The 24,760-nt window shown below is 53.8% G+C and carries 21 protein-coding genes, 2 tRNA genes and 2 pseudogenes; 11 read left to right on the plus strand and 14 right to left on the minus strand.

Annotated features, from left to right (window positions below; translation table 11 throughout):
- From CR917_RS16325 to CR917_RS27115, 3 genes are all read right to left on the minus strand, one after another.
- Positions 1 to 207 carry a hypothetical protein gene (locus tag CR917_RS16325; RefSeq protein ID WP_371920438.1) on the minus strand — a complete coding sequence of 69 codons (207 nt, stop codon included), beginning with the start codon at positions 205 to 207 and terminating at the stop codon, positions 1 to 3.
- A gap of 515 nt (positions 208 to 722) precedes the next feature.
- A complete protein-coding gene (locus tag CR917_RS16330; protein ID WP_371920439.1) occupies positions 723 to 2,177 on the minus strand; it encodes a methyl-accepting chemotaxis protein in 1,455 nt (484 codons plus the stop codon).
- A gap of 344 nt (positions 2,178 to 2,521) precedes the next feature.
- A complete protein-coding gene (locus tag CR917_RS27115; RefSeq protein ID WP_146095020.1) occupies positions 2,522 to 2,836 on the minus strand; it encodes a hypothetical protein in 315 nt (104 codons plus the stop codon).
- A 480-nt stretch (positions 2,837 to 3,316) separates the two neighbouring features.
- Between CR917_RS27115 and CR917_RS16335 the strand changes: the two genes are divergently transcribed.
- A complete protein-coding gene (locus CR917_RS16335; RefSeq protein ID WP_205885381.1) occupies positions 3,317 to 4,318 on the plus strand; it encodes an AraC family transcriptional regulator in 1,002 nt (333 codons plus the stop codon).
- A gap of 64 nt (positions 4,319 to 4,382) precedes the next feature.
- On the opposite strand, the gene CR917_RS16340 is transcribed toward CR917_RS16335, so the two are convergent.
- Complete coding sequence (locus CR917_RS16340) at positions 4,383 to 4,970, minus strand: ACP phosphodiesterase (RefSeq protein WP_100633668.1); 588 nt, start codon at positions 4,968 to 4,970, stop codon at positions 4,383 to 4,385.
- A gap of 289 nt (positions 4,971 to 5,259) precedes the next feature.
- On the opposite strand from CR917_RS16340, the pseudogene CR917_RS16345 reads away from it, so the two are divergent.
- A pseudogene (locus tag CR917_RS16345) lies at positions 5,260 to 5,756 on the plus strand (IS5 family transposase); the annotation flags it as partial.
- Positions 5,757 to 5,945: 189 nt separating this feature from the next.
- On the opposite strand, the gene CR917_RS16350 reads toward CR917_RS16345, so the two are convergent.
- Entirely contained in the window at positions 5,946 to 7,328 is a 1,383-nt protein-coding gene (locus CR917_RS16350) for a hypothetical protein (protein WP_104572619.1), read from the minus strand.
- A 166-nt stretch (positions 7,329 to 7,494) separates the two neighbouring features.
- On the opposite strand from CR917_RS16350, the gene CR917_RS16355 reads away from it, so the two are divergent.
- A complete protein-coding gene (locus tag CR917_RS16355; protein WP_100633664.1) occupies positions 7,495 to 7,686 on the plus strand; it encodes an MbcA/ParS/Xre antitoxin family protein in 192 nt (63 codons plus the stop codon).
- 177 nt (positions 7,687 to 7,863) lie between these two features.
- Here the strand turns inward: CR917_RS16355 and CR917_RS16360 are convergent.
- Positions 7,864 to 8,031 (minus strand): annotated as a pseudogene (locus tag CR917_RS16360) (IS5/IS1182 family transposase); the annotation flags it as partial.
- 372 nt (positions 8,032 to 8,403) lie between these two features.
- Positions 8,404 to 8,898 carry a hypothetical protein gene (locus CR917_RS16365; protein ID WP_100633662.1) on the minus strand — a complete coding sequence of 165 codons (495 nt, stop codon included), beginning with the start codon at positions 8,896 to 8,898 and terminating at the stop codon, positions 8,404 to 8,406.
- Between the two features lie 138 nt (positions 8,899 to 9,036).
- On the opposite strand from CR917_RS16365, the gene CR917_RS16370 reads away from it, so the two are divergent.
- Positions 9,037 to 10,068, plus strand: a complete 1,032-nt coding sequence (locus CR917_RS16370; RefSeq protein ID WP_100633660.1) for a hypothetical protein — start codon at positions 9,037 to 9,039, stop codon at positions 10,066 to 10,068.
- Positions 10,069 to 10,372: 304 nt separating this feature from the next.
- Here the strand turns inward: CR917_RS16370 and CR917_RS16375 are convergent, their stop codons facing one another.
- The 7 genes from CR917_RS16375 to CR917_RS27295 all read right to left on the minus strand — a co-directional run bounded on the left by CR917_RS16375 (position 10,373) and on the right by CR917_RS27295 (position 19,827).
- On the minus strand, positions 10,373 to 11,935 hold the full coding sequence (locus CR917_RS16375) for a hypothetical protein (protein WP_100633658.1): 1,563 nt from the start codon (positions 11,933 to 11,935) through the stop codon (positions 10,373 to 10,375).
- Positions 11,904 to 12,956, minus strand: coding sequence for a nucleoid-associated protein (locus tag CR917_RS16380; RefSeq protein ID WP_100633656.1), 1,053 nt, complete (start codon positions 12,954 to 12,956; stop codon positions 11,904 to 11,906). The genes CR917_RS16375 and CR917_RS16380 overlap by 32 nt, the downstream gene beginning before the upstream one ends.
- A gap of 848 nt (positions 12,957 to 13,804) precedes the next feature.
- Positions 13,805 to 14,461 (minus strand): hypothetical protein, encoded by a 657-nt coding sequence (locus CR917_RS16385; RefSeq protein ID WP_100633654.1) that lies wholly within the window; start codon positions 14,459 to 14,461, stop codon positions 13,805 to 13,807.
- Complete coding sequence (locus tag CR917_RS16390) at positions 14,430 to 17,810, minus strand: hypothetical protein (protein WP_100633652.1); 3,381 nt, start codon at positions 17,808 to 17,810, stop codon at positions 14,430 to 14,432. The genes CR917_RS16385 and CR917_RS16390 overlap by 32 nt, the downstream gene beginning before the upstream one ends.
- Before the next feature lie 149 nt (positions 17,811 to 17,959).
- Positions 17,960 to 19,387: a site-specific integrase gene (locus tag CR917_RS16395; protein ID WP_100633650.1), complete on the minus strand. Its 1,428-nt coding sequence runs from the start codon at positions 19,385 to 19,387 to the stop codon at positions 17,960 to 17,962.
- Between the two features lie 218 nt (positions 19,388 to 19,605).
- Positions 19,606 to 19,695, minus strand: a tRNA-Ser gene (locus CR917_RS16400).
- Positions 19,696 to 19,718: 23 nt separating this feature from the next.
- Positions 19,719 to 19,827, minus strand: a tRNA-Ser gene (locus tag CR917_RS27295).
- Positions 19,828 to 19,948: 121 nt separating this feature from the next.
- On the opposite strand from CR917_RS27295, the gene CR917_RS16405 reads away from it, so the two are divergent.
- The 7 genes from CR917_RS16405 (at position 19,949) to CR917_RS16435 (ending at position 24,674) form a co-directional block, all read left to right on the plus strand.
- The gene (locus CR917_RS16405) at positions 19,949 to 20,620 is read left to right on the plus strand and encodes a Bax inhibitor-1/YccA family protein (RefSeq protein WP_043860836.1); all 672 of its coding nucleotides are present in this window, start codon (positions 19,949 to 19,951) and stop codon (positions 20,618 to 20,620) included.
- A gap of 217 nt (positions 20,621 to 20,837) precedes the next feature.
- Positions 20,838 to 22,208, plus strand: coding sequence for a nucleobase:cation symporter-2 family protein (locus CR917_RS16410; protein WP_104572620.1), 1,371 nt, complete (start codon positions 20,838 to 20,840; stop codon positions 22,206 to 22,208).
- A 93-nt stretch (positions 22,209 to 22,301) separates the two neighbouring features.
- Positions 22,302 to 22,694, plus strand: coding sequence for a sulfurtransferase complex subunit TusD (gene tusD / locus CR917_RS16415; protein WP_043860838.1), 393 nt, complete (start codon positions 22,302 to 22,304; stop codon positions 22,692 to 22,694).
- Positions 22,695 to 23,054: a sulfurtransferase complex subunit TusC gene (gene tusC, locus CR917_RS16420; RefSeq protein ID WP_043860839.1), complete on the plus strand. Its 360-nt coding sequence runs from the start codon at positions 22,695 to 22,697 to the stop codon at positions 23,052 to 23,054.
- Complete coding sequence (gene tusB, locus CR917_RS16425; RefSeq protein ID WP_043860840.1) at positions 23,054 to 23,350, plus strand: sulfurtransferase complex subunit TusB; 297 nt, start codon at positions 23,054 to 23,056, stop codon at positions 23,348 to 23,350. Before tusC ends, tusB begins: the two co-directional genes overlap by 1 nt.
- Positions 23,347 to 23,682 (plus strand): TusE/DsrC/DsvC family sulfur relay protein, encoded by a 336-nt coding sequence (locus CR917_RS16430; protein WP_043860841.1) that lies wholly within the window; start codon positions 23,347 to 23,349, stop codon positions 23,680 to 23,682. Before tusB ends, CR917_RS16430 begins: the two co-directional genes overlap by 4 nt.
- Positions 23,679 to 24,674, plus strand: a complete 996-nt coding sequence (locus tag CR917_RS16435) for a glycosyl transferase family protein (RefSeq protein ID WP_104572621.1) — start codon at positions 23,679 to 23,681, stop codon at positions 24,672 to 24,674. The genes CR917_RS16430 and CR917_RS16435 overlap by 4 nt, the downstream gene beginning before the upstream one ends.
- Positions 24,675 to 24,760 lie beyond the last annotated feature (86 nt).

The raw sequence follows: 24,760 nt of genomic DNA on the forward strand, positions 1-24,760 counted from the left end.
TTAGTGAATCAGGTCAGGCAGACTACAGGTTGCCAGCAACTGGAAATCCACTACCTCGTGATAAAGGGACTCCGCTCGCAATCGACGGCGCTCTACCTCTTCCAGAGATGCCTCTTGATCCTGAGCTTTTTGATGCGCCCGCATCGCTTCAAGGGCTTCGCGCAGCAGCGGCTCGCCAGCCTTGGCCATGCCTTCTAAGGTTCGCACAGTGCGCTCCTCTCTACACTGATTGTTTGGCCTATTTGCGAGCGGAGGTGATCAAGGATCGGATGCCTGTTGCCACTAGGAGGAGTGGCACCCAAACGTTGACTTCACTCATTAACCGCTGAGGCGACACTGAAGACCTGAAAGCACAAATCAACTGAGATAGGAAACGGCTCCTCTCAGACATGCAGTTCAGTTAGTGACTGCGGGTATCGGCAATTATAGCGATAACGGTGACAGCGTCCGCATGAAAATATGCAGACACCATTGCCGTTAACGCTAGAGTTCGGAGGGCAAATTGACAGGACGCTTGCACCCCTCGCGCCCCTACGTTGAGACAAACGGTCATGAGAACAGCGGTTCGGTCGCGCAGAAGAATTTACGGAAGGAAGGGCAAACGCCACTCAAGCCACTTCAAGACCCCGACGTCGCTGCAAGCCTTGATTTCCAAAGATTCGAACAGGTTAGTCAAAAGCACTATCGTCACCGTTACGAGCACGAAGAGTGCCCTGAGTCATTTAGATAACGAAACGGGCGACCATGCCATTGAGTTCCACGGCTAGCCTAGACAACTCATGGCTAGCGGCACTGGTCTGATTAGCTCCAGCGGCGGATTGAGTCGCCAGGTCGCGAATATTCACAAGGTTCCGGTCTACCTCGCGAGAAACCTGCGCCTGTTCTTCGGATGCACTAGCGATTACCAAGTTGCGTTCATTGATCTGAGAAATGGAGGCAGCGATTTGTTCCAATGCATCGCCTGCTGAGCGTGCGAGTTCCAGCGTGCTTTGCGTGCGATTGGTATTAAGAGACATCGACTGAACAGCATCGCCAGTACCAGTTTGGATGCCCGCTACCATCTGCTCTATTTCTTGGGTAGATTGAGCCGTCCTGTGGGCCAAGGCGCGAACCTCATCAGCCACGACTGCAAACCCTCGGCCCGCCTCTCCTGCACGCGCGGCCTCAATGGCTGCATTCAATGCCAGCAAATTGGTCTGCTCGGCAATAGTACGAATAACATCCAGGACTTTACCAATCTCGCGTCCTTGCTCAGCAAGACCTTCGACCTGAGAAGAGGTAGTTTGTACATCTTGAGTCATAGCCTGAATGGCCTTCACCGTTTCTACCACCTTATCGCGCCCCTGGCGCGCAGTGTCGTTAGACGCCTGGGATGCTTGAGAGGTAGACACCGCATTGCGGGCTACTTCTTCGACCGCAGCCGTCATTTGGTTGACCGCTGTTGCAGCCTGCTCAAGTTCATTATTTTGTTGCATCAGCCCCCGCGAAGACTCCTCGGTAACGGCGCTTAACTCCTCCGCTGAAGAGGCAAGTTGCGTGGCCGATCCAGAAATCATCGCGATCGTTGTACGCAGATTCTGCTGCATGATGGACAATGCTCCTAGCAACCGCGCAGGCTCATCACTACCTCCAACCTCGATATGTCCAGTCAACTTACCTTCGGCAATGTCCTGCGCGGCACTCACAGCTTCGCTTAATGGGGTTACTATGCTTCGCGTTAGCAACCAAGCGAGTAGCACTGTCAGCAGAGTGGCAGCCACCGAAACGATGATAATAGCCAATTTTGCGTTGCTGTATTGTTCACCTGCCAAATCCGAGGCATCACTCGCGTTGACTTTATTTATAGCTATTAACTTACTGAGCTGAACACCCATCAAGTCGGCCAAATCCTTCATCTGACCATTTACAAGTTGGCGGACAGCTTCAGTCTGTCCTTGCTGTGACAACTCTAGCGCCCGAGCTTGCTCTGACAAATATGTCTTTAAGGTAATGTCGAATTGAGTGTAGAGCGCTCGCTCATTGGCACCCGACGGCAGGATTGCATAGCTGTCTTTTGACTTTTGGAGGAGCTCAATTAACTCTTTTACGCGACGTTCAGTTTCCTGGAGCGCAGCAGGCTCACGATTGACCAAGATGCGAAAAATGGTAATACGTAACCGCAATGTATTTTCAGTCATCCCCCAAGAAAACCTACACTAGGCAGAAGGTTAGTTTCCATATTTACCGTTGCGTCACGGATCACAGACATGCGCCCCTGAGCAAATAATTCAAGTAAAATAACTAGCCCAGCAATAAACGAAAATCCCGAGAACGCCCGGGGCGCTATATTAAGTCGCCTCAACATCATGGAACGCCCTCCAGGTTTTAAATAACGGCCATAGCTATAGAACTCGCAAAAAAAAAACGATGACCTAAGGCGAGAAGTAGATCTAGCTTAAACCGTGCACTTTAGTTAAATTTTGGCACCCTCGAAATTAATAATAAATTCGTTGACAGCTTCGACCCCACAGCCTAAATTTCTTTAGTAAGCCCAACGAGCAGCTATAGCATTAAATACAATTTGGAGACCTAGTTCACGAGGCGTTACGTGATTTTTGCTAAGCCACACAAATAAAACCACTGCTGCTTGCCGCGACTTTTCATTCATCACCCAGAGATCCGACAAATTGAAGCCGCCATAGCTTTCTGGGTCATGCCACGCCATGAGAAATGCCGCGACGGGCTCGGCTGCACAGTCACCCGCAATGGCTGCAGCAATTAGATCGCGGATAGATAAGGATACAAGCTCGTCCAACTCGTCATATCGGAAGTGTGCTAAAGATTTCTCGTAACTCATAATTCTCAGGCTGACCGTCTCGGTATGATAGAAATCACCACATCAAGCGTACGCCTCCTCTCAACCTCATCGGGGAACGCGGTTAAGTCGTACGGATGAGCAGAGGAATGGTACAGCTCATTAGGCGACGCCAGCCTTTCCCAGGTCAACAGAACCCAATTAAAAAATCGCCTAGACCTCCATGATTGATACTTATATCTAGAAGAACACGATAACCTAAAAAGACTACCAAGGAGAAGGCTTAAATACCACTAAAAATTTTGCCGATATTTCAACATACTTTTTTGTTTTATGTTGCTTCCTGAGACGCAAATTTTCACGTCCACAGGCGCAAATCGAAGAAAGAAAACTGTAGCCATCTTGAAGGCCTTTCTGCACTAAAAAGTATTGGCGCCATAGCCGCTTTTTGAACGCTAGAGACTTGGCATGCTTTCTCATATTTGGCATGCTCATTGGCTACCTAACCCATTGAGTTCTATCATGCCCACACTAGCGCCCTCTTGCGCCCAAGTGATTTTACGCTTGGCCGAATACGTGCCTGAGCCTCCGGTACCGCTTCAACACCTATACTCAAGTGTGGACTCAAAAGTCAGAGCAGACGCTAGGGTAGATATCATTGAGGCGGCAAGCCTGGTACAAGCGATTGCACTCGTCTCAGGAGATATTGATATTGGACTAATGGCATATGACCTATTCAGGCCTGGGCAGCTCAATGCCCAACTCTACGCAATCATGTCGAGTGACAACCTGGGCGAAGCACTTAGAGTCGCAGTTAAGTATTCAATATTACTAGCCGATGGCACGCCGATTTCATACACTCAGAATGAAGATGGGTTGACGCTAAAATTCCTAAGAGTTGAATCGATGAATGTCACTCGACAGTACATTGATTGCTGCCTATCCACGATGGTGGGGCTAACCCACTGGCTGCTTCCTTGGGAGCCACCTATTCCGCTGTCCGCGACATTTAGCTACCAGGCCCCAGCCGACCAAAGCAAGCTGAAACGCATCTTCGGAAATAATTTAACATTCTCCAGCGAGTTGAATACTATTTCCTACTCCGCTCGTGACTTAATGAAACCCCTAGATACTGCTAACCCACAGCTCAAAATATATCATTTGAGCCAGATCAACGAATTACTCTCTAAGCGACAAAGCAAGATCACTTCTATCGTCAAAAATCTGATTTTCACAGACCTAAATTCAAGCCGATTGATGTCTTTGAATAAAGCGGCACGTGAGCTAAATTTTAGCTCTCGCACCCTTCAAGCTCGACTCAATGAGGAACGGACATGCTTCAAAGACTTACTTGATGAGTGCCGGCGTGAAATAGCGTGTGAACTTTTACGCACCTCTGATGCTACGCTTACTTCAATCGCAGATAGATTGAACTTTCGCGGAACTAGTAGCTTCCACAAAGCTTGCACTAGATGGTTTGGCTGCTCGCCCGGCATGTACAGATCCAATCAAAAAATTAATTAATTAGTACGCTAAAATGCAACAGCACCTTGAGGCTATTTAGTCCAGACCAAAACATCGGGAATTCTCACACTGCTTTTTTGGATAAGGCGGATCGAGCGTAGTGCCAGAGCAAGGGATAAAATTCCTTAAAGTCCACGCTCAGGGAGTCATAATTATCCATCATTTCTTCGTAAGCACCAATTAAGTGCGTGGGTTGAGACAATCGCTGGGAAATGACATGTAATCCCTCACCAATCTTGGAAATATTTCTGTAAGCGCCAAGCCAATCCTCGGAAATGATTAGAGGGGCTATAGGCTTCAAACGCTCAGGTAAAACCGGCTCATCCTCCAAAATTTTGTAAACTTTATGTGAAAAGGTATCGAGCGCAACATCTGAATATTGATCCCAGTCTCGCGCCAGACAGTGATCAAAAAACATATCGATCACGATCCCCGCATAACGACGCCTTTGGCTAGGGAAACGTCCAAGTGCGCGCCTCACCACGGAATGGGCATCAGTAAAAACATCGATTTTTCGATGTAACTTTATAGCTTCCTCTGTCTGGAAAGAAAATTGCCCTGTCAGCGGCCCTTTTACAAAGTCACCATACAAGCTGCCAAGCAGTTGGTCAGGATCCTGGCCGCCTAAGTGCAAATGCGCTAGATAATTCATTAACAGTACCTACTGTGCTCGCCTATAAAGTCGCGCCAAGCGATCTGAATTTCGATAGCCCGAACGATTAACCTCTCATCCATCAGGTCGGTATCGTACACCCCCTATCCTAACCTAGCTATCGATCACGTCGATTATCACAATAACCTGAACGACTACCTTCTGGATTGTTTTTATGAAAACCCAGCATTTTTAGCTCAGACCAACAGGAAAAACGACTAGGTAAACTCTGAAAAAGACCTCCTGATTTGGCAAAATTTCCGAATACCAGTTTCTGAGCCTTTCGATCATGAAACAGATGTCCTTCGCCGACACCGAGTACGCCAGCAAGCGCAAGTAGACCCGCAAAAATTATTCCTGATCGAGAGGGATCAGGTGGTGCCCTGCAAGGGTTTGATTACTCTGATCGAGCCGCATTATCCAAAGGGTGAAGGTGGTCGTCCGGCCTACCCATTGATGGCGATGCTGCGGATACATCTGATGCAGAGCTGGTTCGGCTACAGCGGCCCGGCGATGGAAGAGGCGTTGTATGAGACGACCATTCTGCGCCAGTTTTCTGGCCTGAGCCTTGTGCGAATCTCGTACGAAACCACCACTCTCAATCTCCGGCGCCTGCCGGAAAAGCACGACCTGGCAACTGGAATTCTCGGTGTGATCAATAGCTATCTGGGCGATCACGGCCTGTCGCTGCATCAGGGCACTATCGTCGATGCCACTTTGATTCACGCCCCCAGTTCGACAAAAAACAAGGACGGCAAGCGCGATCCCGAGATGCACCAGACGAAGATGTATTGGCTGCGCGAGGGCACCGGATAGGCGATCTCTAAAGTTTTAAAACCGGCCCTGCCTAACCCTCGCTCAACCTTCAAGCCTATGCCTATGCGCTATGTGGCCGCTGCTGAGTCGAGCAGTTCCTGCGCGCCCAGAGTCACCGACATTCAATACGATGATCCGTATCGGTTGAGCACGCTTTTACTATTGCGAAACAGGCAGAAGATCGTACCGCCTGAATAGCGATCGATAGAAGGAGATCATCTGCTCCTCTGCATCCGGCAGGGAGAGTTCGTAACCACCAAATCGATACACCTCATACCCTGCGAGCCTCAGAGCCCTGTCTGCCGACATCATCGCTGAGTAGCGGCGGGGGCTGGCTCGTCCATCATCAGTCGCGTAGTGATGATCACCATCGACCTCAATGACTACCCGGACTCCTCCAGGTAGCAACAGCAGAAAATCCATTCGAGAACGGAGCAGCGCGTCCTTGCCTCGTTGAGAGACCGTCTGCGGATCCCAGAAAAACCAGACCTCCGGCAAGAGGACTGGGAGCTCAGGAATTCGAGCTTTATCAAAGGCCTTGTAGAAGCTTGTAAAGGCCAAAATCTGCGGAGGCGATGACTTGGGTAAACAGTTACCCAATCGTTGATACAACGCCTTCTTGCCCTCCCCCGCTGCCAATCCCCGGGTGTGCTCGAACCAGGATTGCAGGTCACGCCAAAGCAGCCCCGCCGGCCCTATCGCTCGGTCGTACATCAAGACCTTGTCAGCATTGCTGACCACTTCAATGTCGTTGTCCAGTGCATTACTGAAGCGCAGGTCGGGCTTGGCTTTGGATGCAAAGATAAGGTTCTTAGGCGAAGCCTTAGCATTGCCGCCAAGATACGTGAGCTGACCCTCCAGGTAGGCGTCAGCCCCAATCGTGACGATGAAATGGACGCCGTAGGGCTTCAACACTTCATCCACTGCATCCATGAACGCCCGCTGAGCGGCCTCGTCGGGGCGCACCGAGGAAGAAGCCAGTGCTTCGATGAATCGCACGAAACGGGCATCGGTGGATTTGAAGGCGCCCACCTTTTCAAAGAGTGTCGTGGCGCTCCAATCATCGTTGGCGATGCAGTGACGCTCAATATGGTCACGCAGGCTGGGGGCCAGCGAAAAATCTGCCAGCAAGCTTCGCTCATCGATACGCCAGAAGTTCGCAAGGGTCGTGAGAAACCCTTCCCCATGGAGAAACAGTGCTTCTTGATCAAGTCGCCGGGATAAATCCCGCCGGTACCGTGCGGGGATGGCCGGGCGAGAGCCCTCGTCCCAGTAGAGCTCTTGAAGCTCATCGCGATGCACGACCGGTAAATCAAGTTGTGCCAAGGCCGCGCCGGCAGCGAAGACCAACTGCTCGTCTGAAGCTTCGTACACAGCGCCACGAAAGTGATCGCGCTTCGAAGGTGCGCCCAAGTAGTCGTTCAGCCCTATCGACGCGAGGACGCCTGGAATTTGAGTACCGGTGTAGTGATTCTTCTGCTCGCCCAGGATCTCGCCTAGACGCTCACGTAACGCAATCAGGTTTGACGAGGTTCGGGGCATTCTAGAACCTTTGTGCAGAGGACGACAGTGAACTTGAACGTACGTGGTGCTACGGTCGCGCCGCGATCGGCAAAGCCTAACCGTTGTGATGCCTTGACCGTAGCTGTATTCGCACTGAACAGCAGCTACGCTTGGCACACACCATTTAGGCCCGGAGGAAATCACGATGGCGTATTCAGAGCTCCTGCGCGACCAAACTGAGCGAGTCTTTGGGGACAAAGTCAAATCAGCGGTGTGGCTCAGTCAGCCACGTGCTGCGTTCGATGGGCTAAGCGCGCTGGAGTATGCCCGAGACGAGCCTACGTATCTTCGCGTAAAGGAAACACTGGACAGGATCGAGCATGGGTTTGCAGCCTGATTCCGTTTCAGCAAGGCCTCTGTTCGGAGATCACTCCAACTAAGCGCTCGGACGGTAACCGCTATCCAACATCCTGAGCGATGGCAAACCCTCATCATGGGAGGTGCAGCTGATTGTTCTACAGCCCGTCACGCGCCCCCAAAACCTCTGCTTTCAAGAATTACCCTTTCACCGAGGTAATGCGTAGGGTTTGCGACCGCCACCTGCCTTCGGGTAATGCGGCTCGATCAACGCGACCAGCCTGCTCCACGGCACGACCTGTTCCATCTCCGCCAGGAAACGCTCACGAGGGGTTTACTTGCGCTTACCGGCGTATTCGAAATCGGAGAAGCTCATCTGTCTCATGGGCAAGGCTTGTTGGCGTGGATGAACGGAGCACTATTTCAGCACTGGTCAGGCTGCCTGTGCTGACTTGATCGGAGTTTCCCTAGAGCTAGGCTTCGTACCGTCAGCACCGTCCGCTGCGCTGCTTTGGTGAATCACAGCCGCAGTCTGACAAACCTTGGTTCATAGATAAAAGATCGCTCCCTTCTACTCGGAGAGCAATCAATGCATCGACATACAGTGCTTGCTTGGCTGCAGAGCTTCCTCAGCGGCGTCGATCTGCAGGGCCTTGGCGATTGACCGGAGGCTCCTCCGAGCGCCGTTGATACTCAGTGGTGGGCGGAGGTGGCGGAACGCGCGTTTGTTCGTTATTGCTTGGTTTCTGGTTGTCGGTCACGCAATTAGCTCCCTTAAGGTGACTAGAACAGCAAGTGCCGCAAGAGCCCCTGCTCCGATTATGATTTCCTGGTATGCCAGATCGAGTGGTTTGGTCTTCTCAGCTACCGTGACCTTCAGCGACTCCAAGGTATCGATGTAGCAGTTGTAGATGTGCTTCTTCTGCGCCTCTTCATCTACGGCAATCAGGTACTCGCCAGTCGGTCGGGAGGACGGCAGGTTTGGATAGTCCTTGATTCGCAGTGCGCTCAGCGCGTGCCCCCATGCACAGGCGATTGCGAACGCTGCCACGGCGAAAGCAATGAAAATCAGTATGGCCAGGGGAGACCCGAGCTGAAAGATGACTCCGTTCTTTAGGCCTGCTATTGCGCTGAGGCCTGCGATGAGAATCGAGACCGCAGTGAAAAAACGAGCGCTCTTGTTCTCTACGTGATTGAAGCGTTCCTGCTCATCCTTGAACCTGTCTTTCAGGTAGGAAATGGTTTCGTCCATTAGACCATCCAGAAGTTGCTGGCATGCTTGCGTACTGGATGTGACATTAGGCTGTGACATCTGCACGTATGGGAGGCCGCTATGATAGCGTTTTAATGCCCCAGCGGGCACCAAAGGCCAACAGAAGGGATCTGACCGATGAGTACCAGCCTCTATCGCACCCAGATAGCGCAGCATCAGCGCACCATCGCCAGACTTCAAGGCGAAAAAGTAAAGAAGGTCAAGGCAGCAGCAAACGCGGGCAAGAAAAGCGCCGACGCCAGCGCAGCTGCGGCCAAAACCTCATCGGTCTCAACGATGAAATCGAAGCTGCGTGATGCAATGCGCTACGACAGCGAACAGACCAAAGCGCTATCGGAAGTCAGCCAACTGGAGAAAAAAATCTTCGAAGCCCAGAAACGGCTCACCCAGAGCGAGCAGCGGCTTACCGAGGTGCTCAAGCGTGAACAGCGACGCTCTGACGCAGCACATGAGCAACGCATGCGGCAGATCAATGACGGGCTATCCCGCCATGAAGAACTCCACGATCAAACCGCCAAGGAGATCGAAAAGCTGAAGGCCTTGCCCGAGAAAATCACGGTCGTGTTCTTTGCCGCAGACCCCGGTAGCGATAAGAGCAACAGGCTTCTGCTGGATGAGGAAGCTCGTTTGATTGGCGAGAAGATCAGGGCATCCGAGCACAGGGATGTGCTTGAGTTCCACACCCGATGGGCAGTGCGGCCCATGGACGTTTTCCAGGCAATGAACGAGCTCAAGCCAACCATCGTCCACTTCAGTGGTCATGGCACGAGTGCCGACACGCTGGTGCTTCAGGACGATCAGGGAAACCCGAAACATGTTCCTTTGGAAGGCATCGTAAGCGCTATGGCTATTGGCTCTGAAAACCTGAAGCTGGTCTTCTTCAATACGTGCCACTCGTTCAACCAGGCCGAAGCATGCATACGCCACATACCGGCAGCGATTGGCATGAACCGCGACGTGGGAGATCTCCCCGCTCGATTCTTTGCCGCACAGTTCTACTCAGCGATCGGTTTCGGCCATTCCGTCCAGAGAGCCTTTCACCAAGCCAAAGCCTTGGTCGCGATGGAGTTTCCAGGCGAAGAAGCCATACCTGAGGTGTATGAGCAGGATGAGGGGTCGCTGGTTTTGGTGAGGCCTTCAGAGTTTTGATTGCACTCTTGCCCTGATTTGCTTTGTTCGGGAAAGTTTCCAAGCAAATGCTGCGCTTTCCACTAGCAGGGTGGAGAACATTCCATGAAGAGCTTACTGAAAAAGTGGTTGACACTAACACTGTATGCACATACAGCTAGCTCGTCAACCCACGGTTCCCTCTTCAACTAGCGAGCAACACAGCTTTGCAATGTGCCTGGGTAGAGTTGCGCTACAAACAGGATGTTTGTGACGTATTGAGATAGCTCCTAGCGGGGCTTTTTTCGTTTTTGTGCCCGGTCGGCTGCCCAGAACTGTTCGGCTTTCACGTAACCCTCTCTGAGCTCTGCATAATCGACCGCGCAGCGAAAATCCCCTGATCAAACCTTGCGGGGGTCTCCCTCTTTTCCAACGGTTTCGACGGGACGTGTTCTTTCTGCTCCGGGTTCGGTTGTGGCTTTATCTCAGGCCGAGTCGTAGCTGGGTCGTCGACAGACGGATGCGGGGTTGCTGGAGCTTGAGGCGATGGAACGGCGAGCGTAGCCGCTGAGGGTGCAGGGGCGCTATAGGTAAAGGCGTAAATAGAAATACCCAGCGCCGCGAGCCCAAGCATCGCAGTACCTCGGCAACTGACCCTGTAGAAGAGCCCCTCAGCTTGCTCAATGGGCTCCCCAACCATTTTCTTGAATTCAGCTTCAGACAGAAAGCGATACAGCTTTGGCTGCCAGTCCTTACGCAGCTTTCGCTGGATGCTGATGAACTTTCGGCCCGACATCACGTTCAGTACCGTGTAGCCAAATGCGACCGCCATTACGATCGAGATCAGGTACGGGTTGATCTGCAACGTGAGCCTCGCGGCAATCAAGCCCAGGCCAACAGTCAGCGCCGTGGAGATCGCGGCAATTGATTGGCGAGTCGCGTCTGTGGCCTTCGACGTTTCCTCCGTCACGGCCTTACGAAGATCTGTAAGGGATTTCAGTGTGTCTTTGGTGATTTCCGAGACCGCCATCTGATAAGCGATTCTCGCGCAATCCAAGGCAGCGGCCAGGTTCTCCCTGAAGTACTCCTGTACCTCCCCGTCCGCCCGACCGGAGCGCGCGATTTCGGCGGACAACAGGATGTGCTTCACCTCTGCTTCCCGCGCGTTATCGAACACCCATGCCGCTGCTTCCTGGACAACCTCGAAGTCTTTAAGCGAGATGGATGGAGTCCCCTCGACCGCCGCTGGGATTGTCAGGTTGAGCTTGGGCGGCCCTTTGAAGGTGAGCTTGCTACCACTGGTGTCGATTTCATTCGCAAAGCAACAGCTGAGGGCACCGAACGCCTGCGCTGCCCAGAGCATGTGTAAAGGATCAGCCTCATCGAGATGGTGTCCTTCTGCGAGCAACCAATGGCGCACATCCTCCGGTACTTTGCGGAGGGTCGCTGATTCTTTCACCAGGAGTCGAGGTGACTTGGTCGCCTGTGATTCGGTGTAGTCGCCCCCTTCACCCCAACCACAATATGCCCTCGCTCTGGTATTGAAAGGCTGAGTGAGGCCAAGCAGGTGCCAACGTGCAGCAGCGTGTCCATTGACCAGGAACGCCTTGAAGCCTACTTCCGTCGCCACATAGAGGGCCTGTTCCTGGACATGATCTTCCGGAAGTGGCTTCTCCAGCTCAACGCGGAACGGCCCGAAATCTTCATCCTCGTCATCGACGTCAGTTTCGCTGCTCGCGCAGTCGTAGATCGTGAATGACCAGGCAGCAGCGACAGCGGCTTTCTTGATCGACCGAGCAGTTTCCGCTGATAGGTCGGAAACGATGAGGGTAAGGTTGCCCTCTGTGATTAGCGCCTGACGCTTGCGCGATAGCTCGTTAAGCAGGCTGGCCAGGCTTTGGTGTGACAACGCTGTCCTCCTTGACTCGATCTGTATCGACGATGATTTGTTTCTTATCTCCGTCGAGCTGTATCACCTGGACGTTGGGGTTTTCCTTCCGATCGGGGAAGAGAATGGTGACGCCCTCAGCCGTGACGATCTTGCGCATGTAGGGCTGACGGAGGATCCGGCGATCGGGCTTGAAGCTCAGCTCGTGCAGCTTGCTCTTCCTGACACGACTCCGAGTCTCACGCTCCAGGCGGTTGGCTATTTTCTCATCCTCAGGATGTCCCGCTGCCATCATCACTGCCTCAACGATCGCCTCTTCATCAATGCGTCGACGAGTGCCCAGGTTGGCTTGGGCCCGCTGCAGCGCCTTGGCTATATCCTGACCGGGCAGGTGCTCAATGCAGGTCTGCAGCGCAGCCTTTAGGACTTTGCGGGTTATCTCGCTCAGCTCAGTGTCCGAGACTGCTCTACTCACAGCCAAGAAATCGGCGAAGTAGTCGGCAAGATCCACCCCTTGCTTGGTGCGATCGGTAGCCGAAATGTTCTGGTCGGCAACCCCGCTGATCACCCGAATCAGTGCCGTTTTCTGAATGGCCTTCTTCTCGTCTACCAAAGCATTCACGATACGCCGCAGCTTCTTTCCTGGAGCACCGTCATTCTGCTCCAACGCAAGCTTGTAGTCGTACTTGATCAGGCTGTAGATCTTCACATCCGGGTCTGCGACAGACAGCTCGAACATCAACAGAACGCCATCAGCACTGCCGCCCACGTGCGCACGGTTGAAACTGGCGGCTAGGGCCTGAGCGCCGGCCACGAAGGACGTGTCCGCACTTGCGATCGCCTCGACCTCGTTACGGGTCACCGATACCGCTTTGAACATGAAGACCGGCGCGGTGGCCATGTCCACGATCTTGCCGATGAAGAACGCTTCCTCCTCCAGAGCCCGCTCTGGCATGGCCGCGAAGTCCTTGGTACCCACGACATGCAAGATCATCCGTGTGATCTTGAGTGAATCAATCTCTTCGTCCGAAAAAAAGCTCATGCCATCTCCATGGAATCTGCCCCCCTCCTGAGCAGGAAGAGGAACCACCCGCCTCGGCATGCGCCCAGGCGACAATTAAGCATCAATTGCAGCCTGCAGGGCCGATGGCCACTTTCGCGGAGGGCTAGGATGTAATGCTGTGGCCGGAGCATATCCGGAAAGAATGGCCAGCAGCCAGTACAACAGCGCTGTGGGTGCATTAGCCAACTTAAGCAGCGTAAGGCCATCCCACAGTCGCCAAGCCGATCAGCTTTTGCTGCCAGAAATCCTCACAACCGCCTGGCTCCTCCATAAAGAGTACATTTGTACCAAAACGCTACAAGTTTCTGCGTTGGGTTTCTCAATGGACGAAACTCTGCTAATTCACATGATCCGGAATGGATGAACGAGTGAGCTATTAGAGAATGTTGCATCTCAACAGAAATTAGTTAGAGAAATTATTAATAAATATCATTGACACCAATGACATCTAGCAAGCGAGCCAAGGCTTGGGAAAATCGACGGATAGCATGAAGAATTAGATAGTGAGTGAAGTGATCATGCTTTAACCAAGGACTAACCTCGAACGCCTAATTCGCTCTAACAATGCGCTATTTATGAATGACTATGTAACTCAGTAGAACCACCGGCAAGGCGACCATCCAGCGGAGCGATGTTATTAAGTCAAACACTCCACCTACGCAGCCCCGTCACCCACGCCATCTAAATCTTCTGAAAACCACTTGATATCTAATAGCACAAAATATAAAGCAACGGAAACTGACTTTGACTCCATTGATTTATTGCGGACACACTAAAACCCGGAAAATTCCGAACAAAATCAAAAAAGGGAAAAATTTGGATGCTCTTTAACTCAATCGCTTCCTAATTCTATCTAGCTCTCTAAGCTCATCCAATGTCGATATTTTAGCCCAAGGCCCATAAAATCCTGGCTCTGGGAAGTTTTCGGACTCCTCCCCTTCTAGAACTGTTTTATATATATCTGCCGCTTGCTCTACCATGCCATCAATCATCTTTAAGAATGTAACCAACGCATGCCTTAAAGTCTCAGACTCATCCACCACAGCTTGATCTATCTTTCCCTGCGTTGGCAAAGCCACTAAATCAATGCTTCTAATCTTTTCTTTAAGCAATAAATTCTGCGACTCAAGGCTCGCATTGCGTATCCTCAAAGCTTCTATATCGGTTATGACACTACCTGAAACTGCCTCCACGGAAGCCTCCGCCCCCAGGAAGTCTTCAAGTAGCTTACGGTAACTTGTATTCCTGAGCAGCGTAACGTGGCTCACAGGCTTACAAAGCTCCTCACGCTCTGAACCCGTCTGAGCGAAGAACGCTTTTAACTCAAACTCCGTTACCAGCTTAGCCACATCCTTGGCTAACCTGGTAACATTATTATACTTAGCATTAGAAAGAACAATCAGTGCCTTTCTAATAAACTCTATACGCTGTTGTCTATGATTTTCCCTATACTCATCGAACGTGTCCTTTTTCGGGTTCAGCATCGTGTTTCTCCACTTGGCTGTGCCCGATCCTATTGGTTATTAGCAAATCGGGTTTCACGGGCACTGGCGGTTTGGCTGCCGCCTGACTGATCTTGAAGACGTCCATAACGTCTAGTGCCTGTGAATTTACCATACTGCCAATTTGCGAAGCTAACGCCACGCCTGGTGGATGCTCGCTGATATTGAGGACGCTATCTAGATCCCCCTGCTTCATTAGCAACATTGCTCGAAGATAGGCGAATTTAGTATCCAGATCGGCGCTAGATGCGTCCGGAAAATTCTGGACGTCGATGAGCCGTTTGACCAAATGCTCCCCCCCGGTGAGCTCCACCCGCTTGAAGTGGGTCAACAGATCATCCTTCCTGGGAACGAACAGCTTATTCGCCTGCCCATTGAGTGCCATTTGGTACAGCTGCTGCTCGACAGCCTCGTACGCAAAGGCTTCACGAGCATACCTATCGTGATCCTCACTCAGCGTCTCGATCACCTGCCGATCAGCTGCGGTGCGTTTGAGACTCCGATAATGTTTCAGCTTGCGGAGCACCTCTGCCATTAACTCTTTGCATTTGTCCTTTTCGGCACTGATTGCCGGTAGGTGACAAACTCCGCGAATGGCGTAATGACACATATCACAGGGCCTGCCAGCCCCCAGCAGCTCCAAAATCTCTTTGGGGCACCGATTGTTGAATGGACAGATGTGAGTTGGGTTGTAGGCAAATACCGTATCCTTACGAGCCCTTAGAATCTCAATTCCGCTTTGATCTTCCTTCACTCCAATCAAGCTGATCAGCCCATGCGTTTTAATAGCTTGAGCGGGATCAGTTTTGATGTCAGCAGCTAATCGTGCATTGAGCTTGATGACCGCAGCAGCCAGCTCCGGAGCCTCTGCATCGTTGAGTTTCTCTGTGTTTTTCAGCAAATAATTCGCTAGTAGTTTCTGATGATTCGGAAGGTCATCCTCTTCAAATACAGAGTAATACCACACATGCGGCTCGGACTGACCTGTCATATATTGACCGACAACCCATGCAGGGAGGAACCTGACTGCTTCCGAGACGAAGCCAGCGCGCAGCCCGTGAGGCGTATAATCACTGACCATAGAATCAACAGTGATCCCCGCAAAGAACTCGTCGGTGTAAACAATAGGGATCTCAGCCCCACCATTTCTCCTTCTTACGAAGACCAGGTCAGGGACTTTCAGATCTTTGAGTTGATTATGGATAAAGCACTGCAAAATCGACAGCATCACAGGATAATATCTATAGCTCGCCCAACTATTTTGCCCTTCCAGTGGCATTCTGAACAATGGCTTGAATTTGCCAAATTTAGAGCTCTCCTTATTTCCGTACCATAAAGGCTCGCTGTAGTTTTGCGCACTGCACTGTCCGTACCATTTCCTTTGCCTATCAAGGATGGCCATCACCGGACGAGCAACAATCGCAGTCCATTCGCCATGCGACTTATCACTACTAACAAACAGCGGCGACAGCTGGCTACCACTACTGCGATCCAGCATGCAATCGTATCGATCTTTATCAAGCCAGATGAGATGCTTCTGACGAAGGCCAGTCTCACACATAAGCTGCGTCAGGCGAACGTGATTAGGCACGATCCTCGGCACAACTTCGCCCCCAATCTCATAATCGATCGTACGATAGAAACGGGGAAGAAATTCAAACTTATGGATTTTTCCATCGCAGTAGAAAATAGGACAATAGTTCAATTTGCTCTGATCAATAACCGTGACCCGAGCCTCCCCCCTACCCCACATCGACTCCCATTCAGAAGATTCTTGCAGTTCGGCTAGACTAGGTTGATACAGCGCCCCCTGAATGACCCCTGGCATTTGACCGTCAGCCATCATATTCAGATGCATAACCAAGTATTCCATGGAATAAAGCATACTCACAAAGGCACCAAAGTACGCTCGGGGAATTGGCCGTTTGACTGTACCGCTCCGCCGCCTCACCGGTGGATAGCAGGCTGACGAAAAATTGTTCGTAAAACGATCAGCATTTGGGATGGTGAACCGGTGCTCTTGCACCCAATCACAAAACTCGTCTGCACAAAGGACGCGCGAATACCACGACTCATTCCCCCAATCGTTAAACCTAGCGTAGCACTCAAGAAATTTCAGAAATGTCATGGGAGGTTCTTTCTCATACACAAGAACCCCATCTACAAAGTTAGCCTCACGAGTAAAATACAACACGCAATCGTAATCATTGAAAGTAGCCGGGTAATCTCGCAGATCTCCATCGCGAGCCAGGAAGAAATTAGGCAGATAAGTCGACAAGTATGCCAACTGCAAATTCAGCAGAAAAATCTGAGTTTTTTCGCTTTGCAACCGCTTCGATTTTACAAATGATCGGAAGGTGGCATCCACTCCAGCACAGAAGACCCTGACCTTCTCAGGCAACCTAGCATAAAACTTCGCACCACCCTCTTGCATATCAAATACAGGTTTAAGCATGTACGACTTGACGCAACGAGTGAAAAGAGCATCAAGATCTACGGGCTTAACGCCATTCCCATACTCGACGCCCTCGTCAAACGCGATGTCTGCAGCCGTCTTTTTTGCAGGTTTCTTTCTATTTTCCCGAGCAATTCTATTGATGTCGTCGATTTCCCTCCTGACTTCCGCGACTACCTCTTCTACCATTCCCCGAGCTGCAACGTTATCCCCGGCCAAAAAATACAGGAACTGCAACACACGGTATTGTCCAAGAGACTTTTTTCGCCCAATACTATCTTTATAAACCGCAACACAGTACTCCCGAGTCAAATCATCCGAACAGTAAACCTGACCACTTAGCAACAGCTTAGTCCAACGTGTATAAGCGCTCTTGTCAAAATGACGATCGTGCTTGCTGGCGTATAACTTGTCATGATTCATATTCTTTCGTATCTGTTGGAGCGCAGGCGCTCCACCCAATGCGATCACTTTTTCAAGGACGCTATCCAGATGGCTTACGGCCCTCATCGAAAGAGGCAGGATGACCTGCCTCCTCGACCACATGAGAATAAAGACTAGCTTGAAGAAATTTGCGAGGGCCTGTTCTTGCCGTGGAGTGCACGAAGTCAGCTGGGGATGAACATCCGCGAATTTCGCATCAGGATCATCAGTGCAGCAATTCACCAGCGCACGATAATGACTTTTCTCCCACAACGAGAAGTTAATCATCGCCCCCTGAAAATAACTATCAACCTGATAAGTTGCATCGGGAGTTACCCCTGAAGAGTGCTCCTGATAGAAAGCTCTGACCTCTTTGCAAGCGCCTTGAATCGCAGAGGCGATCTCCGAACCAGGAATCAACCACATCATGGAGTTTTTGTATAAAATCTTCATACCATCTTTACTCTTTAAGCAGAACGAAATAGCGAATTTTGGACAAGAGAAGCCCACAGGACGCACTTTCTAATTAAGTGCGCCCGGATACTCCGCGCGTTTTTTGACTAGACGTTATTTACAGGGGCCAAATAGCACCAAAAGGTAGATCAGGCTTCGCTGGTTACAAATTTTTCAAGATGAGCAATTTGCTGCCTCAAATGCTCAATCTGTACCTTAGCTACATTGAAGGTACCATCTCGCATTCTCATAAGGTTCATCGCAGCCATGGACGCTCGAAGCATGTGGCTATCTTTGCGCGCATATCGCTGGACTGCAGTAGCGGAGGAGTGCCCAAGTAATTTCTGGACAACGCCAAGCTCGAAGCCAAAGGCACCAGGTTTGAAAGGATTTGGGCAGTGATTGTGCAAGTAGTACGCATACATATGGCGAAGAGCATGAAACCCATAGCTCTCGCCCGTCAACGCTTTAGCGGCTGCGTTGAAGCGCTCCCATACGGCTTGATAGGAGGATGGCATGCCCTCTCCGTTGATGAGGTTCCTAAACAGAAAATGATGCGACACAGGCCTGTGGCGCTTCATTTCCAGAGCACGCTGCTCGGCGATGTAAAGATCCAGATTCACCCAAAAATGAGAAGCGAACGGCTCTATCAAGAAGGTTTCGGGGTGCAAACGCCCTTTGTGGCTCAGCTTGCTGATAGCCACATCTGTCATGAAGCGGGACAGCTCTTTGATTCGAGTGTTCGGATCGATGATCTGAACGTAGTTGTCAAATGGCTTCCCAGGATAGATACATACATCAGACGTAAACATCGTCAGCGCTTCTGAGATACGGCAACCGCAGGCCGCTAGCAGTGACCATAGCGTCTTGTCCCTGAGGCACGTCGCGCTCTCGATAAGCTTCACACACAGGTCAATCGGAAAGACTTTTTCATCGCCACCATAGCTATCAGTATGTGCCATGGTTGACGGCTTGGAGGTGGCGACCAGCCCCACCTGTCGTATCCGTTTTGCCCCACCCGCTATGCATCCTGCCAACCAGCTACTGTTGCCAATTGCAATGCTGATCTTCGTAGGTGCAGCTACGTACTGAGAGGTGATTGCCGGCAGCGCTGAAACGAGATCTTTGCCTACGTAGCCGGTCTCCTGGAGCTGAAGGATTGCCTTTCTGAAAGTCTCACTCGCATCGATGAAGTTATTGACGGCAGTAAGGTGCTTCCGGATCGAGCTACCCCCCATTTTCCGGTCACCCAAAATCCTCGCGACGGATCGGCTCAGCTCGACACTGCTGCCCGAGCCATAAGCCAGGAAATTCTCGTACCCCTCGATCGCTTCAGTCAGAAGCAAAGGCGTGAGGCCCCCATTCAGATCGGCAACCACCTGGATGTATTGGATGAACAGCAGCACTGCTGGGCCATAGGCTTTCACTGTGTTCCAGGCCTGACGCTTCGAGAGCTCGAAGATCCAGGTGTCAAAGAACTCGCTGGTCACCACGTCAGCAGAAAGCATGCGGTACGTTGGCCTTCCGGCGCGAAACGTTTCCATGATGCTGACCGACACATCTACCACTGCAGCCATTAAGCCCCCGTCTCGGATGTAGGTTTGCTGGAATGGGCAAACCCCTAAGGTGCAACTACCAGTTGCAACGGGTGGCGATACTGCAACAAGACGCAACAACACGCAACCAAAACGTTGCACATTTTAGTTTTCTTGTGGGCCTGGTGAGGTTGGGGTTAAGAAAATCGAGACGAAAAAAAAGGGCCTAGATTGCTCTAGGCCCTTAATTCATTGATGTTTGGCGGGAAACCAGGGATTCGAACCCTGGGAACGCTCTCACGTTCGCCGGTTTTCAAGACCGGTGCATTCAACCACTCTGCCAATTTCCCGGGATGTTCGTAGCGCGACTGGACAACAGCGCTATAAGATGCAACTAGAAGGGGCCTTAGATAAGAACTCTAGGATAGTTGCCCATCGACGGTTTTCAAGACCGTTGCCTTAAACCACTCGGCCACGCTTCCTCGTATTGCGGGCGCCATAATACCGAAATGAAACAAGCTGTCAAACTCTCTAGGTGGCTGGTCTGCGCGCCTCTGTTATGATCTTTGCATCTGAACGTTTCAAACCCACAGGAGTGTCGCCATGCGCGAACAGGATTACGCCGTCAACCACGGCCTGCAGGTCGAACAGCAAGAGGTCAGCCGCGTCCTGCGCAACACCTATGGCCTGCTGGCCATCACCCTCGCTTTCAGTGGTGTCATGGCCTATGTGGCCCAACAGATGCGCGTCGGCTACCCGAACATTTTTGTGGTGCTGATCGGCTTCTACGGCCTGTTCTTCCTCACCAACAAGCTGCGTGACTCGGTATGGGGCCTGGTGTCCACCTTCGCGCTGACCGGTTTCATGGGCTTCCTGCTCGGCCCTATCCTCAACCGCTACCTGGGCATGGCCGGCGGCGCTGAAGTGGTCAGCTCGGCATTCGCCATGACCGCACTGGTGTTCGGTGGTCTGTCGGCCTACGTGCTGATCACCCGCAAGGACATGAGCTTCCTGGGCGGCTTCATCACCGCAGGCTTCTTCGTGCTGCTGGGCGCTGTGCTGGCAAGCTTCTTCTTCCAGATCAGCGGCCTGCAACTGGCGATCAGCGCAGGTTTCGTGCTGTTCTCGTCGGTGTGCATCCTGTTCCAGACCAGCGCGATCATCCACGGTGGTGAGCGTAACTACATCATGGCGACCATCAGCCTGTATGTATCGATCTACAACCTGTTCGTCAGTCTGCTGCAACTGTTCGGGCTGATGGGTCGGGACGACTGATCCGAGCTTGGTTGGTTGAGTGTTGAAAAAGCCCGCTTCGGCGGGCTTTTTTGTGGGTGGCGTTTGAGGGGCGCTGGCTTCGCGCTCGTTCGCTGGCAAGGCCGACCCCTACGCCCCGCGGGCTGTAGCGCCAGATAATGCTGGCAAACTGGGCTACCCCAATCCCCGCGCGCGCCGTAGAATGCGCTCCTTTTTTCTGCCCGGGGCAGCAACACCCATGAGCTCACTCGAACAAGCGCCCGAACAGGCCAATGAACTGGTTCTAGGCCTGGAAGACCGGCCCCGGCCGCTGATCGCCCTGCTCGCTGCCCTGCAGCACCTGCTGGCGATCATCGTGCCTATCGTTACCCCCGGCCTGCTGATCTGCCAGGCACTCGGCGTATCGGCCCGCGATACCAACCTGATCGTGTCGATGTCGCTGGTGATCTCCGGGATCGCCACCTTCGTGCAATGCCGACGCTTCGGGCCCTTCGGCGCCGGGCTGTTGATCGTGCAAGGCACCAGCTTCAACTTCGTTGGCCCGCTGATCGCCGGCGGCGCGCTGATGGTCAAGCAAGGTACGCCCGTAGAAGGCGTAATGGCGGCGATCTTTGGTGTGGTGATTGCCGGCTCGTTCGTTGAGATGGGCATTTCGCGCATTCTGCCGTTCGTGAAACGCCTGATCACCCCCCTGGTCACCGGCATAGTAGTGCTGATGATCGGCCTCACGCTGATCAAGGTGGGCCTGATCAGCATGGGCGGCGGCTTCGGCGCCATGGCCAACGGCACCTTCGCCAACGGCGAAAACCTGCTGCTGTCCGGCGTGGTGCTGGCCATCATCGTGGTACTCAACCGCATCCCGGTGGTGTGGATGCGCAGTTGCGCGATCGTGATCGCGCTGGCCGTCGGCTACGCACTGGCCGGCTACCTGGGCCGCCTGGACTTCACCGGCATGCATGAAGCCGCCGTATTCCAGGTGCCGGTGCCATTGCACTTCGGCCTGAGTTTCTCCTGGGCGCTGTTCATTCCGATGCTGGTGATCTACCTGGTGACTTCGCTGGAAGCCATCGGCGACGTTACCGCCACCAGCAAGGTGTCGCGTCAGCCGGTCGAAGGCCCGCTGTGGATGCAACGCATCAAGGGCGGCGTGCTGGTCAACGGCGCCAACTCGCTGCTGGCCGGTGTATTCAACACCTTCCCCAGCTCGGTGTTCGCGCAGAACAACGGCGTGATCCAGCTGACCGGTATCGCCAGCCGCCATATCGGTCTCTGGATTGCCGCAATGCTGGTGATTCTGGGGCTGTTCCCAAGCGTGGCCGGGGTGATTCAGGCGGTGCCGGAGCCGGTGCTGGGTGGCGCTGCGATGGTGATGTTCGGTGCCGTAGCGGCCTCGGGTATCAACATTCTGGCCAGCATCAGCCTGGACCGTCGCGCCCTGCTGATCATCGCGGTGTCCCTGGCGCTGGGCCTGGGCGTGGCGCAGGTGCCGGAATTCCTGGCGCACATGCCATCGGCACTGCGCAATGTGCTGGAGTCTGGCGTGGCAACCGGCGGCATCTGTGCGCTGGTGCTGAACTGGTTCCTGCCCGAGTCCAAAGCTCAGAACTGAGGCCGCTTGCCAAGCTGCCCCAACCAGGCCCGCGCCCACAAGGCGCGGGCTTTTTGCTTTATCATGGGCGCAGTTTTGCTGACAGAGCCTGCCATGAAGTTCGCCCTCGCGGTATTTTCCCCCGGCCATGCGCCCTCCTCGCGCCGTGCACTGCTGTTCGCCCAGGCTGCCCTGGCCAGCGGGCACGAGATCGTGCGGCTGTTTTTCTATCAGGATGGCGTGCACAGCGCCTCGGCCAACGTGGTCGCGCCGCAGGATGAGCTGGACGTGCCGGCGCAATGGCGTGCCTTCGTCACCGAGCACCAGCTCGATGCAGTGGTGTGCATTGCCGCCGCCCTGCGCCGTGGCGTGTTGAACGCCGAAGAAGCCCAGCGTTATCAACGCCCCGCCGTGAACCTGCCCGCGCCGTGGGAGCTGTCGGGCCTGGGTCAGTTGCACGAAGCTGCACAAACCGCCGACCGCCTGGTCTGCTTTGGAGGCGATTGAATGGCCAAGTCATTGCTGATCATCAGCCGCCAGGCCCCCTGGGCCGGCCCGTCGGCCCGCGAGGCACTGGATATCGCCCTGGCCGGCGGCGCCTTCGACTTGCCGCTGGGCATGCTGTTTCTGGATGATGGCGTGTTTCAGCTGGCACCTGCGCAGCAACCGGCACAGCTGCAACAGAAGAACCTGGCGGCCAACCTCCAGGCGCTACCGATGTTCGGCGTGGAGGCCCTGTTCGCCGACGCCCGCAGCCTGCTCGAGCGCGGCCTGGACGCTGAACACCTGACACTGGACGTCGAGGTACTCGACGACGCTGCACTGGCAGCCCTGATCGACCGTTTTGACCAGGTGGTAACCCTCTGATGAGCACCCTGCACGTCATTTCCCACTCGCCGTTCGGCGATAACCGCCTGAGCAGCTGCCTGCGTCTGCTGGGCAGCAACGACGGCCTGCTGTTGTGCGGCGACGCGGTGTACGCGCTGCAGCCCGGCAGCGAGCCGCTGAAGGCGCTGCAACAAGCCAACCTGGGCGCAAGGCTGTTTGCGCTGGAAGAAGACCTGCAAGCCCGCGGCATCTCCAGCGACGCGGCCCGGGCCATCGACTACCCGGCGTTCGTGCAGCTGTCGCTGGACCACGACAAGGTCAACAGCTGGCTATGAGCACCCTGAGCCTCGACAACCGCGACATTGCCCTGGACAAGGACGGCTTCCTGGTCGACCTGAAGGACTGGTCAAAGCCCGTGGCACAAGCCCTGGCCGAGCGCGAAGGCCTGGAACTGACTCCCGAACACTGGGAGGTACTGGAGCTGCTGCGCCAGTTCTACCAGGAGTTCGAGCTGTCGCCGGCCACGCGCCCGCTGATCAAGTACACCGCCTTGAAGCTGGGCCCGGACAAAGGCAACAGCCTGCACCTGAACCGCCTGTTCAACGGCACCCCCGCCAAACTTGCCGCGAAGCTCGCGGGCCTGCCAAAGCCGACCAACTGCATATGACTGCCCCTACCCCGCTCACCCTCGAAACGCCCGCCGAACACCCCTTCGCTCAGTTCGTGCGCATTTTGGGCAAAGGCAAACGCGGCGCCCGCGGCCTGACCCGGGAAGAAGCCCGCGAGGCCATGGGCATGCTGCTGGACGGCAAGGTCGAGCAGACGCAGCTGGGCGCCTTCCTGATGCTGCTGCGTCACAAGGAGGAGAGCCCCGAGGAGCTGGCCGGCTTCACCGAAGCCGTGCGCCAGCGTGTACAGGCACCGCCCATCGCGGTCGACCTGGACTGGCCGAGCTATGCGGGCAAGAAGCGCCACCTGCCGTGGTTTCTGCTGGCGGCCAAGTGCCTTGCGAAAAACGGCGTGCGTATCCTGCTGCACGGCGGCGGCGCTCACACCGCCGGGCGCCTGTATACCGAACAGATGCTGGAACAGGTGCAGATCCCGCTGTGCCGCGACTGGGCCAGCGTCGCCAGTGCCCTGGACGAGCACTGCATCGCGTTCATCCCCCTGCAGGACTGGGCGCCGCGCCTGCAGCACATGATCGACCTGCGCAACACCCTGGGGCTGCGCTCGCCCATTCACTCCCTGGCACGGGTGCTCAACCCGCTGGGGGCGCGGTGCGGCCTGCAGAGTATCTTCCACCCCGGCTACCAGGCCGTACACCGCGAAGCCAGTCGGCTGCTGGGCGATACGGCGATTGTGGTCAAGGGTGACGGCGGTGAGATCGAGATCAATCCGGATGCCACCAGCCACCTGTACGGCACTGCCCATGGCCAAGACTGGGATGAAGAATGGCCGCAGCTGTCGGCCCAGCGCCATGTGAAGCCGGCCAGCCTCGACCTGCAGCACCTGCTGGCAGTATGGCGCGGCGAGGCCCGCAACAGCTACGGTGAACTGGCTCTTGTATCGAGCATGGCGCTGGCGCTACGCGGCTTGGGGCAAACCCGAGAGGACGCCTTCACGCAGGCGCAGCACTGGTGGGATCAACGCCTGAGCTAGGCGACTGATCGGGGTTTTCGATCAAACAGGCCGATGCTTTGCGCCATTGGTTCGAACTTGAACCCGTACACTGGGCTCCAAGTTGA

Origin of the sequence: Pseudomonas sp. BRM28 (genome assembly GCF_002939405.1) — a bacterium.
Taxonomy (GTDB): domain Bacteria; phylum Pseudomonadota; class Gammaproteobacteria; order Pseudomonadales; family Pseudomonadaceae; genus Aquipseudomonas; species Aquipseudomonas palmensis.